Annotated in this window: 8 protein-coding genes and 1 pseudogene; 4 read left to right on the forward strand and 5 right to left on the reverse strand. The window is 57.3% G+C overall.

Going from position 1 to position 13,389, the window contains the following annotated elements; translation table 11 throughout:
- Positions 1-89: 89 nt before the first annotated feature.
- The gene (locus V1279_RS09675; RefSeq protein ID WP_334434716.1) at positions 90-2,159 is read right to left on the reverse strand and encodes a heparin lyase I family protein; all 2,070 of its coding nucleotides are present in this window, start codon (positions 2,157-2,159) and stop codon (positions 90-92) included.
- Between the two features lie 549 nt (positions 2,160-2,708).
- Between V1279_RS09675 and V1279_RS37795 the strand changes: the two are divergent.
- Positions 2,709-2,840: pseudogene (locus tag V1279_RS37795) on the forward strand (transposase); the annotation flags it as partial.
- A gap of 478 nt (positions 2,841-3,318) precedes the next feature.
- Positions 3,319-4,269, forward strand: a complete 951-nt coding sequence (locus V1279_RS09690) for a class I SAM-dependent methyltransferase (RefSeq protein WP_334434717.1) — start codon at positions 3,319-3,321, stop codon at positions 4,267-4,269.
- Between the two features lie 133 nt (positions 4,270-4,402).
- Here the strand turns inward: V1279_RS09690 and V1279_RS09695 are convergent, their stop codons facing one another.
- The 3 genes from V1279_RS09695 to V1279_RS09705 form a co-directional block, all read right to left on the reverse strand.
- On the reverse strand, positions 4,403-5,503 hold the full coding sequence (locus V1279_RS09695) for a glycosyltransferase family 4 protein (protein ID WP_334434718.1): 1,101 nt from the start codon (positions 5,501-5,503) through the stop codon (positions 4,403-4,405).
- 530 nt (positions 5,504-6,033) lie between these two features.
- Positions 6,034-8,007: a Wzz/FepE/Etk N-terminal domain-containing protein gene (locus V1279_RS09700; protein WP_334434720.1), complete on the reverse strand. Its 1,974-nt coding sequence runs from the start codon at positions 8,005-8,007 to the stop codon at positions 6,034-6,036.
- A 148-nt stretch (positions 8,008-8,155) separates the two neighbouring features.
- A complete protein-coding gene (locus V1279_RS09705) occupies positions 8,156-9,547 on the reverse strand; it encodes an undecaprenyl-phosphate glucose phosphotransferase (RefSeq protein WP_334434723.1) in 1,392 nt (463 codons plus the stop codon).
- Between the two features lie 441 nt (positions 9,548-9,988).
- Here V1279_RS09705 and V1279_RS09710 point away from each other — a divergent pair, with 441 nt between their 5' ends.
- Together V1279_RS09710 and V1279_RS09715 are read left to right on the forward strand one after the other, a co-directional pair.
- Positions 9,989-11,371, forward strand: coding sequence for a polysaccharide biosynthesis/export family protein (locus tag V1279_RS09710; protein ID WP_334434725.1), 1,383 nt, complete (start codon positions 9,989-9,991; stop codon positions 11,369-11,371).
- Between the two features lie 264 nt (positions 11,372-11,635).
- Positions 11,636-11,836 (forward strand): hypothetical protein, encoded by a 201-nt coding sequence (locus V1279_RS09715; RefSeq protein WP_334434726.1) that lies wholly within the window; start codon positions 11,636-11,638, stop codon positions 11,834-11,836.
- A gap of 430 nt (positions 11,837-12,266) precedes the next feature.
- Here V1279_RS09715 and galE read toward each other — a convergent pair whose 3' ends face one another.
- Positions 12,267-13,316: a UDP-glucose 4-epimerase GalE gene (gene galE, locus V1279_RS09720; RefSeq protein ID WP_334434729.1), complete on the reverse strand. Its 1,050-nt coding sequence runs from the start codon at positions 13,314-13,316 to the stop codon at positions 12,267-12,269.
- Positions 13,317-13,389: the final 73 nt, after the last annotated feature.

The following is a 13,389-nucleotide window of genomic DNA, read 5'->3' on the forward strand; positions in this document are numbered from 1 at the left end:
TACCGGCCGCGTTTGATGTTCCTTCTCCGCATTCCCAAACTTTGATGGTGCCGCACCCAGGTGCTGATGCGCCTGGGTGCGGTAGCTGATCAATGTTGCGGTCTGGCCAGGATAGCTTCCTGCCCAAGACCGGCCGGTTGCGACACGGCCGCCACGATCTGTCCGGAATCGGCCCGGCCGAGGTTACCGGCCAGATACTGGTTCAGCAGCGCGAAGCTCTGGCTTGCCACGGACGACGTGGTCGTACCTGTCGCGACCTGAGAATCCGTCACGGTCGCCTGCGGCGTCGTGGTCGCCAGCGTGCTGGTGGCTGGCTCCATCTGCTGCTGCAGCAGCGTAAAGCCCTGGTTCGCCAGGAACCCTGCGCCTGCGGCGGTCGCAAGCCGATCCGTCACGGTGACCGGCTGCGGCGCGGTCGGCGCCGCGGTGCCGGTGACGGGGTCCACCTGCTGCCGCGCAGAGTCCCGGCCCAGGAGGCCTGAACCCGTCGAGGTCGAAGCCGGAGGATTCGTCACGGTGGGGGTCTGCGGCGACGTCGTCGGCGTCGTAGTCGCAGATGGCGTATCCGTCACGGTGGGAGTCTGCAGCGACGTCGTGGGCGTCGTAGTCGCAGATCGCGTATCCGTCACGGTGATGGTCTGCGGCGCGGCTGACGTCACCGCGCCGGTGACCGGGTCCTTCGCATTTGCGGTCAGCGTGAGCGTAGCTTCAGGATGACCCCCGCGACGGTAGTACGAGTGCAGCTCCAGTCCGCTGGCGACCTGCGCAGCCGTCAGGGTGATGTTATTTCCCCTGAACGTCTGACCATCGAGCTTGTCGGTGATCGTATCGTACCTCGACAGGCCCGTGATGTTCACGGTCACGACATCGTTGGGATCGGTCGTTGTCACGTTGGTTCCCAGGTCGACTGTACCGCCTCTGCCGCGCACCGAGAGCGTGTTATCCGCGACGGTGAGGACTGGCCTCGTGACGGATGACGTAGGGGTGGTTGGCGTGGTTGGCGTCGTTGGCGTGGTTGGGCTGGTTGGCGTCGTTGGCGAGGTCGGCGTCGCATCGATCTGCAGACCGGTGAACGTCTTCACCGCACCCGAGAGGTTCGCCGCAAGACCGGAAAGATCCTTGATGCTGGCTCCGCTCGGAAGATTGACTCCGGTGATCGCGACCGCCGAGGTGTCCTTGTCAGTCGGTGCGACGGTCGTTTTAAAGGTGAGCGAGCTCGTGCCCGAGCCACCGACATAAGTGGCGGTGTCGCCATTGTTGAGCGCCAGGGTAGGCGTGCCGGTGACGGTCACGGCCTCGCTGAAGCCGAGCGTCATTGTGATGGTATCGCCGTTATCTGCGATTCCCGTCCCCGGTGAAGCGGACGCTTGCGTCACGGTCGGCGCCAGGTTTGGCGGGGTCGTTGGCGTCGTGGGCGTGGTTGGCGTCGTCGGGTCGGGTGCCGTCGCTGCCGACCCGGTCGTTAGCGTCAAGTTTCGAAAATTGGCCTCAACAGTCTCGGATGTCGGCGACCGATAGAGTCCGTACATCCAATAGGTGGGGGCCCCATATCCTAAGGGGCCTTGATAGTTCACAACTTGAGTACCATCGACCGAAACCTGCAGATACCCGCTGCTATTGTTCGACACATTGGTCTGTATTTGAATATTATGATACTGGCCGGTTTGAATTGGATTGGGGTCGGTCCAGAGCGTGAGCATTTTAAGATCGCTGGACCCGTTGCTGGGATTTCCACCGGGCAGGACATAGCGAGCGACAACCGCCAGATGGTCGCCATGAAGCTCGATCGCGAATGGAGGCGATGCCCCGTACGCGGTGCTTTGCATTTCTCCGGTGACAAACCATGATGCCGTGTTTGTAAATGAGCCATTGGGCCCATTGGGTTCCAACATAAACTGATAGTTTATGTTGGTAGGAGTACCGACCGGAATCTTTCCACCGGCGGAACCGTCAATTTGGGAGCGATCAACAGATCCAGAGGAGTCGAACCAGGCATGATCACCCGGTTGAAGTTCGAACCGCAGGGTTTGTGGGTCAGGATTGGTCAGGGCATAGCTCTCGCCCGACGTCTCCACCCAGTAGCGGTCGCCGCCAATTGTAACGGAACCCTCGCCGGTTGCCGTAGGCGCAAAGTTCGTGATCGTGCCGGTCGTATTCAATTCAGGCCTCCATCGAATTACAGAGTTGTTTGTCTTTGACAAGGGAATTCCGCTACCGCGCATCGTGAAGGCGCGCGGCATACCACACGCTCACAGCGCATCGCGCCGCAAACGGATTCCAATGCTTCGCATCTCTGGCTGCGAGCAGATTCCAATGCACCGCAGTCTCAGACCGCGAGCACATTCCAATGCATCGCAGGCTCTGGCTGCGAGCACATTCCAATGCAGTGGGATTGGCCCCCCGACTGCTGAGCCGGTTGGTTAATCAGTGAGTATGGCGAAAAAAATAAGCTAACATGGCGATAATGCGAACCGCACGGCCCACCTGTGGCACCTACGGCATGTGCCTGCCGTTGCTGCTGAATTCGGTGTCGCTGCTGTTGGGAGAAGCGAAAGAAATTCGACCGATAATACCAATGTATGTGCTCACCGTCGTAAATGATATCTTGTGTTCTCGCTCCAAGCAGCTCGCCAGCGACGCTGGCAAACGTTACGGAGGCGCCGCGTAGCGCGTGATCTCCTCCTCCCCAGGCGCAATCCGCAAAGCACTTGGCTGCGTCAAGGGTTGCTATCAGTCGGCGGCAACGCTGGTCCGAGGACGAGAAGCTCAAGATCGTACTGGAGAGCTTACAGGCGCCGCGCCAGGTCGCAGCGACGGCGCGGCGGTACGGCATTTCGCGGGAGAACCGCCATGTCGGAATGGGCCGCCACCTCTAGCGATTGACCACAGGATCGAAGTGGCAGGCCTTGATCACCGCCACCTTGGTCTTGTCAGGAACGAGGAGCTTCGGGGCCGCCAATTGCCTCGAGCGCGGCCGACGTCCGCCCTGCGAGAAGCAGGGAAGCCGATGTGGGTAATCCCAAAGAGCCTGCACGGAGCGCGAGTTTTGGATTAGTTCTCTCCACATACGAGGCCGTATGGGCCAACAGCAGTTATGGGCTTGATGTTTGTCCTTGGAATGTGGGTGGTCGTTGTCGCGACACGTCGTTTTGGCAACTCATCCTGCGGGGCCGCGTACAACTATACTTCGCACGGGCGCACACAGGATCATGGCAAAGTCGGCAACTCGAGCGCAGGCCTGCATCGATTTGACCCTAACGGCGCCTTGCTCGAAAATGTCGTCGGCGCATCCAACATCTACTTTGGAGCTCGCTTGCCATGCTAACCAAAGCGCGACAGACCATCGACGCTGTACCGGTGGCCAAGTGCAACAATTGCGGATCGCTAGAATACGGCATCGTTTTTGAGGCCGGAAGAGCGCAGGTCAATCAAATCGTCAAATGTGTAAATTGTGGGTTGATGTACGCGTTCCCTTTGAAAAGAAGCAATTTGTCGGAATATCTCAACAACTCGCCGGCGACCCTGACGGATCAGAGCGATACGGTCAAACACACCGCGGACAAGATGCCGGATTATCGACGTATGGCAGGCCGCCTCGAGGAGTTTCTGCCTCGAAAAGGCGTGCTCTGCGAGATCGGTATCTACTCGGGAGTGCTTTTGAATTACTTGCGTTCGCGCGGCTGGACAGTTTCAGGGATCGAGCCCGACGGCCGTGCTGTGGCGTACGCCCGGCGCGTTTTCGGACTTGATGTCCATCACGGCACGTTGGACACCGCTTCGCTTAATCCCGAGTCCATCGATGCGGCGATCATGCTGCATGTGATCGAACATTTGGATGACCCAGCGCGCGCGGTCGTTCAAGTGCATCGCGCTCTCAAGACCGGCGGAATTTTTGTAGTCGAGACGCCGACTTACGATTCCTGGACCTTCAAGATTCTTGGGCGGCGAGAACGCAGTCTCAGCTGCGACGGACACATTTTCTTTTACACTCAAGAGACTCTTTCCGCCTTGTTGCAGCAGCATGGGTTCGAAATCGTTAAAACGCAGCTGGTAGGACGGACAATGTCGCTTGCTCGGCTGTTGTTCAACGTTGGCGTCATGGCGAAAAATAGCAAAGTCCAGGATCGGCTTGCGGCTCTCGCGATTCGGCTCGATCTGGAAAAATACTACATTTACCTTAATGTGAAGGATATGGTGCGGATGTACGCTCGCAAGGTGAGCCCTGGCAACGAGCGGCAGTCCTATGCAGCAACGAGCGGCGTAGGTTAGCGCGGCGCTCATCCGACGCGACGCTGCGGTACTTGCTGGAAGCGTTCTGGCATCGGCGAAGCCGCGTGGTGCAGGTGCTGCCGATCGTGCTGTCGCGTCAGCTTTGGCAAAGCCACCGCGTGATCGCCCTGGCCTAACCATGAAATCGTATAGCATCTTCGTAGACCGCTGAAGTTTCTCGCGCGATGACCTCCCAGCTCAATTCTCCGCGAGCACGCTCCGTTGCCCCACGCCGCAGTCTCTCATCCAGCTTCTCGCTCAGAATAAAACGCCCCATTGCATCAGCCAGTGCACCCACGCTTTTCGGCGCAACCAACAAACCATTGTGCTCATTCGTGACTACGTCAGGCAGCCCCCCGACGCAGGTTGCGATGACGGGCCGCCCAAACCCGAAGGCCATCGCGGCGACCCCGCTCTGGGTGGCATCCGTATACGGAAGCACAACGGCACTCGCTCGGCGGAATAGCTGCGGAATTTCGTCAGCGAGAAAACGACGATCCATCAACTCGACCCAAGGCATTTGGTCGATTTTGGCGCGATGCCGATCTAGTTCGGTTCCCGTCCCCGCAACTACCAAACGAAATTGTAAGCCTCTCAAAGCCAACAATTCTGCAGCCTGCAATGCGTATTCGAGGCCCTTGTAGACCTCGATTCGCCCAAAAAACAAAAACACCGGCGGCTTCTCGGGAATCGTTTCCACCCAGCCTTGATCATCACCAAGCACACCGTGTGGAACTGAAGCAAGCCGAAAAGTCAGCTCCGGCTCTCTCCCTCGCCATTCCTCTCGCACTCTTTCACCATGTACTATCAAACGATCTGCGCGGGTGCGCAAACGTGCCCGATAACCCTCAGACTTCTCGGCCCAGCGCCGATCAGCTCCGCTGTGCGGGACTGGATCGTGCACGGTGACGACGAGCGGAATTGAATATCTCAGAACGTCGTTCGCCCACGTTGGAACGCGACTCGCCACCTCCTGAACGTGAATTACGTCGGGCCGAAATCGTCGCATCTCATGCGTCAGCCTGATCACGTGGAACAGCGCACTGCGACGTCTTTGCTGTCCAAACCACAGAGCATTCCCGCGTCTGACCAGCGCATTCCGCAAAGACTTGGAAAGATCATACTGGGCATTGGAAGAGTCCAGGATCAGCAACACCTCGTGGTATCTATCAAGCGCCAAGGCGAGGCGCGACGCATACTCCGCGTAATGGAACGATACGAGAGCCACCCTCACTCGCAGCTCCCCTCGATCGGCGGGTTGGGGGCGAATACCAACGAAATGTTCTCGCGATCATAGTCCGTCGTTAGCAGAAACCATGTCGATCCGGCGAAAAGAGCCGAGAAAGCAAATACTGCAACGACGATAGATGCTAAGGTACAGGGGTCGATAGGCTTAAGCAGAAGATAGGTCAGACCTGCAGTGATCTCCACCAATGCGATTGGTTTGGCCGCAACGCTCATAATGTGCACTGAGCCGAACAGGCACTGTACAACAGCGTAGCAAGACACGTTGATCGTCGACAAGGAAAGGAAGCCGGCCAACGCCGTCCCGATCTGTCCATGGCCTCGTATCAGTGCAACGCACATAATCATTCAATCATTGAGGCGACTAGCCCGATCCCTGGAATGCCTTCTCGCGGAGGTGAAGCTCCCTAACGCGCTCCCAACCTGCACTGCCCGCATCCGCGGACCGTGATCGAGTAAGAGGCTGGTGCTCGCTTATTCGCAATAAGCACCTCGCGCATTATGGTTGCGCAGCATGCATCAAGATCGTTGCTCGTACCTCTTCATCGATTTCCTGTCTGCCTTGTTCAAGATGACCCCGAGCACAATTTCGTCTATGCCGCTACAGACTTTAAGCGAACGCTCGGCGACATCGATGTCAGTGCGCCCCCATTCGACAACAAGGATGAAGGAATCCAACGAGCGCGCCATGGCGCGAGCATCCACAAATGGCGCCACGGTTGGCAGATCGACAATGACGTATTCGTAGGCCTCGCGAAGAGTCTGAAACAATTTAGCGAGCTTGTCCGATGCCAGAAGATTGCTCGCATAAATTGGTCGAGAGTTGTTGCCAACTGGTAGAAAGGCCAATTGCGATACTGATTCAATCCACGTCGTTTCAGACACCGAAGCCGTCCCTGTCATGATATCCAAAATGCCAAATGCGGCGCCCGGAGCCAATTCGGCTGAGAGTGATTGATTCCGCAAATTGCAGTCTACCAGAACAACTCGAGCCCCAGTATGCGCTATGAGTAACGCCAGCGCCGCTGCAACGGTGGACTTTCCCTCACGGGGTTGCGTTGAGGTAATTCCAATAGCCTGGTTACGCTTGCCGTTACGGTTCATCGAATCTATGGCTAGCTTGATCTCAAGAAACGACTCGGCAAATCGGGACTGTGGTGCATTTGTAATGGTCCAGATTGGACTCTTGGCACGTACGATGCTTCGCGATCTTGACGCGGAATTGGACAAAGCGCGCTTCGATAAGCGGTCGCCATCTGTCGATGGCATGGCAATGGACGCGGGCCTATTTCGCATTGAAGCGGCCGGGCTCTCGACGCTCGCCAAGTTCGTCGCCATCTTTTCGGTAGGGCCAAAGAAAACCTTGGTCAAATTTCTCCAAACGCCGCCGGACTTGACCCTTGGAACAACTGCGATGCAGGCCATTTGAAGCTCGCGCCAGACCTGCCCGCCGGTGCGGAAGCCTCGAGCCGACAGATCGCGCAGCATCGCGATAGCGACGCCAAGAAGCACACCCCCAACGGTCGATATTCCGAGCACGATTCCGACTTTCGGCGAACTGGCCCGCAAGGGAGGGGTCGCTTCAGCGAGCACGCGCGCTTCTAACGCTGGCGAGGATTGCTGTTGCGCCTCCATGTAGCGCAGCACACGAAGAAAATTATCATAAGTCCTTGCGGTAGACTCCGCGGCCGCTTCGAGCTCGCGGAGCTCACCTTGTGTTTTCGTCGTCAATTGCGATGGGGGTGCTCCTGGATCGACGGGCTCTGCGGAATCGGCGACGCTGTTCCTGCCCTTACGATAATTCGCAAGTGCGTTTTGGGCAGCTGACGCTCGGCTGCTTAACTCGCTTGTCCGATCCTTGACCCATTTCTCACTTCGCAAAGACCAGTTGTATTTTGCGTCCAATTGAGCCGCAATATATGTTTCAGTAACAGTGTTCAAAATCTGCGCCGCGCGCCCAGGATCGGTGGATTCGAAGGTAATCTTGATAATGTATGTAAGGCCAACGCGCTTGGCCGAAAGCTTGCGCTGGAACGATTCCAGGGCACGTTGCGTCGCGTTAAATTCCGTTGCTGGTCTTCTCCAGCCGAGCAGGCCGGATACCGACTTGATCATGCCGCGCACGACGCCATCTCGCCGGGCAGATTCCGGATTCTCCTCTGCCAGACCTAGTTTCCCAATCACGGCGCGAGCGATGGTCTCGGACTTTATGATTTCGATCTGGCTTTCCACGATCGTCGACACGGAGGCAGGGTCTCCCGGAGCGGCTTTCGAATCTACGACGATTTGCGCGTCGGCGGTAAACGTCGGCACCGCGTTAATGAGGTAGAGGAAAGCAATGCCCAGCGTTATCAAACACTTCAACGATATGATCGAGAGACTCCGCCGTAGGAAGTCCACCATATCTGTTAAAGACACGACCGGAAGACGAAGATCAGGCGACATAGCGTCCTGATTTATCGAACCATCTCTTCTGTAGGCATTCTGCAGCATTGTCTGTTACCAGCGCTAGAAGTGGCACCTCCAAGGCTTCGCACATGAGATGAAACGAAGCGCCGTGCCGGACGCGAGGGATGCGCAACTCCAATGCGCTCGGCGATTTGCCAAGGAAAGGTCTGAACGTGCTACAGGCGGAGTCGCGTCAATAAGCATTCCAATACACCTTTCTGGAAAAGAGGGTCATGAGCATGATTTTGAGATCGAACAAGAGCGACCAGTTGTCGATATAGTAGAGATCGTGCTCTACACGCCGCTGCATCTTCTCGAGGGTGTCGGTGTCGCCACGGTAGCCGTTGACTTGAGCCCAGCCGGTAATGCCAGGCTTGACATTGTGGCGACGGGAAAATGACGAAATCACCTCAGCGAACACCTCGTTTTGCGAGGTCGCGTGTGGACGTGGACCGACGAGCGACATGGTGCCCGCCAGGACATTGAACAACTGCGGAAGCTCATCGATGTTCGTATGACGCAATAAGGATCCCAGACGAGTCACTCGTGGATCGTGTCTGACGACAGGTCTGAAATCGTCGCCATCCTCCATCACTGTCATCGTTCGGAATTTCAGGACGCGAATGGGCTCGTTATTGTAGCCGTGCCGCGTCTGGCGGAATAGCACGGGCCCTCGGGACTCGAGCTTGATTGCAAGCGGAATGATGACGAAAAGCGGACTAACCATAATAAGGGCAGCGATTGCAGCGGCAATGTCGAACATTCGCTTGATTGCTCTGTTGAAAGGAGTGAGGGGACATTGGAAGATCCGCATTGTCACCATGTTGCCGAACTGAGTGATCCGCGACACGGCCATGAGATCCATGGATCCAACAGGGACGACGTGAACGTCGACGGGCAGATCTGATAGGGCGCCGGCAAGCGTGAGTGCAGACGGAACGTCCGACTCCGAAGTCAAGATGACAATGTCATCCGCGCGGAGAGGCCGGCAATTTGCGACTAGTTGCCGGGTATCAGGTAGCGCTTGGGTCGCGCCGGGTCGGGGCGCTACTGAGATGTCGGTGCGAGCCGTCGGAAAGTCGAACGAGCGGATCGTCCTAATTCCGGTGGCGAGTGCTCGAGCGGAAAATTGGAGGCAGTGACTCGGGTTCCCTATGAGTATGATGCGCCTGGCCTCGATCAACCCTGATGCAATGGCAGGCTGAAGTATTGAGAACCATATTGCCCGTGTGCAGAGCACCGTAAAGAGGACACTCACAGCCTGTGCGATGACAGTCGCGCGCGAGTAACCTTCCGAGATTTTCAGAAGAAATATCGTCGATATGAAGAAGGAGAATACGAAGAAGACGCTGCTGGCGCCGCTCCATAGGAACACGTGCCGGGGCTGTGTCTGGATCCGGGAATATTGCTGGAGCCCTATGGAAGCGAGCAGCTGCAATGTGGCAATCAGAAGGGATTCCTGGATGTACGCGACGTTCGGCGAGTCCAGCAGGATCAGCCGATGATAGAGGACGGCGGCGGTATAGGCCGCGACGGCTACCAGCAGGAATTCGGTGCTTGCTGCCAATACCAACAGGGCAGCCAATCGGCCCCTCTTGCCCGCTGGGACCGCCCTGCTGCCAGCCTTCGAACGGGCCGGAAACTGGGTAGAGGCCGGCGAATTGGTGAAGGACGCATAACTCACTGGCCACTCCCGCCCACTCATTCCCAGTCATTCCGCCTCTCAGCCACATCAGTAGCATTCGGGTCATTGGGCGGAAATTGGCTATAAATGGGTAGAGAGGAGTAACCACGATGGCCGGTTGAGCCAGGGCCCTGCCGGATTAGATTGTCGACAACGATAGAGGACAGATCAATCGAACATAGCGAAGAGGCAGTGAGCGGCCCGCGCTAAAGAGGAAACATTGGCTTTGCGGATCCCTGTTGTGATGATTGCTCGATCCGTAGCGATGTCGATGCACTGCCTTCCGCGGATAGGTATGAAGGATTTCACCCGGTGACCACGTCCGTACAGGGAGTTGCCGCCATGCCGAACTCCAGCCTCTGCCATTTTTTCGATGTCGAATTCTTTGGCAGTAACCGGGGTCGCTGCATCAAGTGGGGCTTGGTGGCTGTTGGCTTGACGATGTCCGTCACTCACGCGAAGGCCGAATATCGAGTAAACATTGGAGATACGCTGGAGGTTGCCGTGGCGGGCGTACCGGAGCTACGGTATCGTGCTGTTGTCCAAATTGACGGAAACATTTCGTTGCCGCTGGTTGGAACGCTTACAGTAGCCGGACTGCCCTTACCGCAGATCCGAGCCCGAATCGGGGCCACGCTGGCCAGCAGGGTATTTCGCCAGAGGACTACGGATGGCCGCGAGGTCGTCATCGTGATAGCCGCAGATGAGGTCTCGACGACCGTCGCGGAATACAGGCCGATTTACGTAAATGGAGACGTGTCGAAGCCGGGTGAGTACCCTTATCGTCCGTCTATCACCGCAGGCCAGCTCGTCGCCGTGGCAGGTGGCTACGAGATCATGCGCATCAGAATGAGCAACCCCTATCTCGAGTCAGCAGACTTGAGGAGCGAGTATGGATCGCTTTGGACAGAGTTTGCCAAGGAACAGGCGCGTATGTGGCGCATCAAGACCGAACTCGGAGAAGGGCCCCGGATCAGTCCAAGCGCTCTGGCGGACGTGCCCGTGGCTCGATCGGCGATTTCTGAAATCGTCAATGCAGAAACGGAATATCTGAAGACGAAGCAGAGTGATTATCAGCGGGAAAAGGAGTTCCTTCAGCGCAGCGTCCGACAGGGAGAGCATCAGGTCCACGTGCTCTCGGAGCAGCAGAAGAAAGAGGAAGAGGGATTTCAGTCAGACCTCGAAGAACTGCAGAAAGCGTCCGATCTCTACGGCAAGGGTTCCTTGACCAGCCCTCGCGTTACGGATGCCCGGCGCGCGGTGCTGCTGTCATCGACTCGGAAGCTGCAGACCTCTGCGCAACTATTGCTGATCAAGCAGCACCAGGACGAGGTCGCCAGAAGGCTGGTAAAGCTCGACGACCAGCGACGGCTCGACCTGCTCCGCGAGCTGCAGGACACCAGCGTAAAGCTCAATCAAATTCGCGAAAAGCTGCAGAGCGTCGGCGAGAAGCTTCAGTACACTGCTATGGTTCGATCACAACTCGTACGAGGAGCCGGCAGTAAGCCGGAGATTGCGATCACCAGGAAAGGCGAGAAGGGGCAGGAACGAGTTATCGCGAACGAAGATACCGAGTTGTATCCAGGAGACGCCGTCGAGGTCACCCTGCGGTACCAGGACGGTCCCGACGCGCCTCACGGAAAGCTGAGCGGTTCAAATATCCCGTCAGCGATAGGGCGGACCGAAGCGACCGCGGACAATTCACTGCGTGTCGGGAGGAGGTGACGAGGCTGCTACGACTTCGGAACGTAAATCGTGCGAAATAAGTCTTCTGCCGCAGTTTGTCGGCGAGGATTTCCCGGCTTCAGCAGATGGACTTGACTGCGCGTTACTTAATGGCCTGAATTCAACGCCCCTTAGCCTACTAGCTCGCGCCAACATTCACCAGTTCCTGATCGGTCGTATCGAGACGGAGCAGCACGCCGCCTCGTTCATCCTGAGCCTCGCGCTTTGCACTCGGACGCGCGCTGCGTATCGGTCGAACTTCCGATGTCGTGCACCAACATCGCTAGGTATACCGACATCGCCAACTATCTCGTGATCAACTGCGACACGTTGAGCCACGCGGTGATGAGGTTCTGCGATTGCGGCCTGATCGAGAGGGAGAGCCGCCATGGGATCCGTATCATCGACGTCAATGTCGCTGAAAATGCGATCTCCTCTCGCATCGCTCCTGTCGGCAATGTTTGAGAAACGGGCCAGCGGGCAGGAGTTTGCTCGCTCGGATGAGGCCAGCATGGATGGGGCAGCTTACTCTCTGGATTTTCGCAAGCGTGTTGTGGCAGGGATTGAGGGCGGCATGTCCCGCGGTCAGGCAGCCAAGCAGTTTAGGGTCGCGCGAGAGGTGATTGCAGATGGGTCGCGCGGTCATTCTCAACAAGCAAATGAATGCTGCCCGCGGTATCGGGGGCGCGTCGCGAAACAATTCGGACGGGGACTTCTTTCAGAAGACAATGAGGCGCTTGCGCGCGCTGGGACGATCCTCGCCTAGGTGGATAGGCGCAGTGATGCTCGCGATGACATGGGCGTTGGGAAACTCAGGCGTCCTCGGACCAAGCGCGACACCTTGCGGAAGCTCAACACGCGGTGGCTGGTCCAGCCGCGCAATACGTGGACGACTTCAATGAATGGGCTGCGACTGTTCGCGAACCTTCACGAGCTGGGTGCCACGATAGCCGTTTGGGTTTTTGATCTGCCAACGCCAATGGTCGGCGCACATCTGCGTTAATGATCGCCTGGATGTCCAACCCAATAGTCTGTTCGCGAGCGTCGGATCAGCATAAGAGATTGCAACATCACCGACCCTGCGTTCGTCGATCACATAGGGAATTGGCCTGCCGCTCACGACCTCGAATGTCCGAACCACCTCCAAGACGCTGCTCCCGCTTCCTGTTCCGAGATTGACGGTCAGTACGCCGGGCTGTTTCAGGTGGCTCAGAGCACTTAGATGCCCGGATGCAAGATCTACGACATGAATGAAGTCGCGGATTCCCGTGCCATCCGAAGTATCGTAGTCGTTTCCCCAGATGTGTAGCTTCTCACGCGTTCCGATTGCCACTTGCGCCACAAACGGCAACAGGTTGCTCGGAACGCCCAAGGGGTCTTCACCGATGAGCCCGCTTTCATGCGCACCAACCGGATTGAAGTAGCGTAGAATGCCAATCCGCCAACTTTCGTCGGACCTATAAAGATCCTTTAGTATTTCTTCGATGAAAAGCTTTGTACGGCCGTACGGATTTGTCGGTCCGACGGGATGCTTCTCGTCCAGCGGCAGATACGTGGGAGTTCCATAAACGGTTGCGGACGAACTAAAAACGAGCGTCTTCACGCTCGCTCTCGTCATGGCTGACACTAGCCGCATCGTTCCCAAGACGTTGTTCTCGTAATAGCTCATGGGCCGAACGCTGGAATCGCCTACCGCCTTGAACCCCGCGAGGTGAATGACGGCGGTCACTTCGTAAGCGCGCAATATCTCGTAGATCGCCTCTTCATTACAGATGTCGGCATGCCGAAAGACGAGCGATCGTCCGCAAATGGTTTGCACACGTTCGAGAGACGCTTCGTTGCTGTTGGAGAGGTTGTCGACTGCGACGAGATCGAGCCCAGCGCCAAGTAACGCGACAGCGACATGGGACCCGATGTAGCCAGCGCCTCCGGTCAGTAAGATCATGTCGGAGCTTTCTGTTCGGTACTTGCGCAGTCATGCTGAAGCCGGCCGGCCTCGATCCTGTCCTACACAAGAT

This window comes from Bradyrhizobium sp. AZCC 1610 (genome assembly GCF_036924515.1).
Classification (GTDB): Bacteria; Pseudomonadota; Alphaproteobacteria; order Rhizobiales; family Xanthobacteraceae; genus Bradyrhizobium.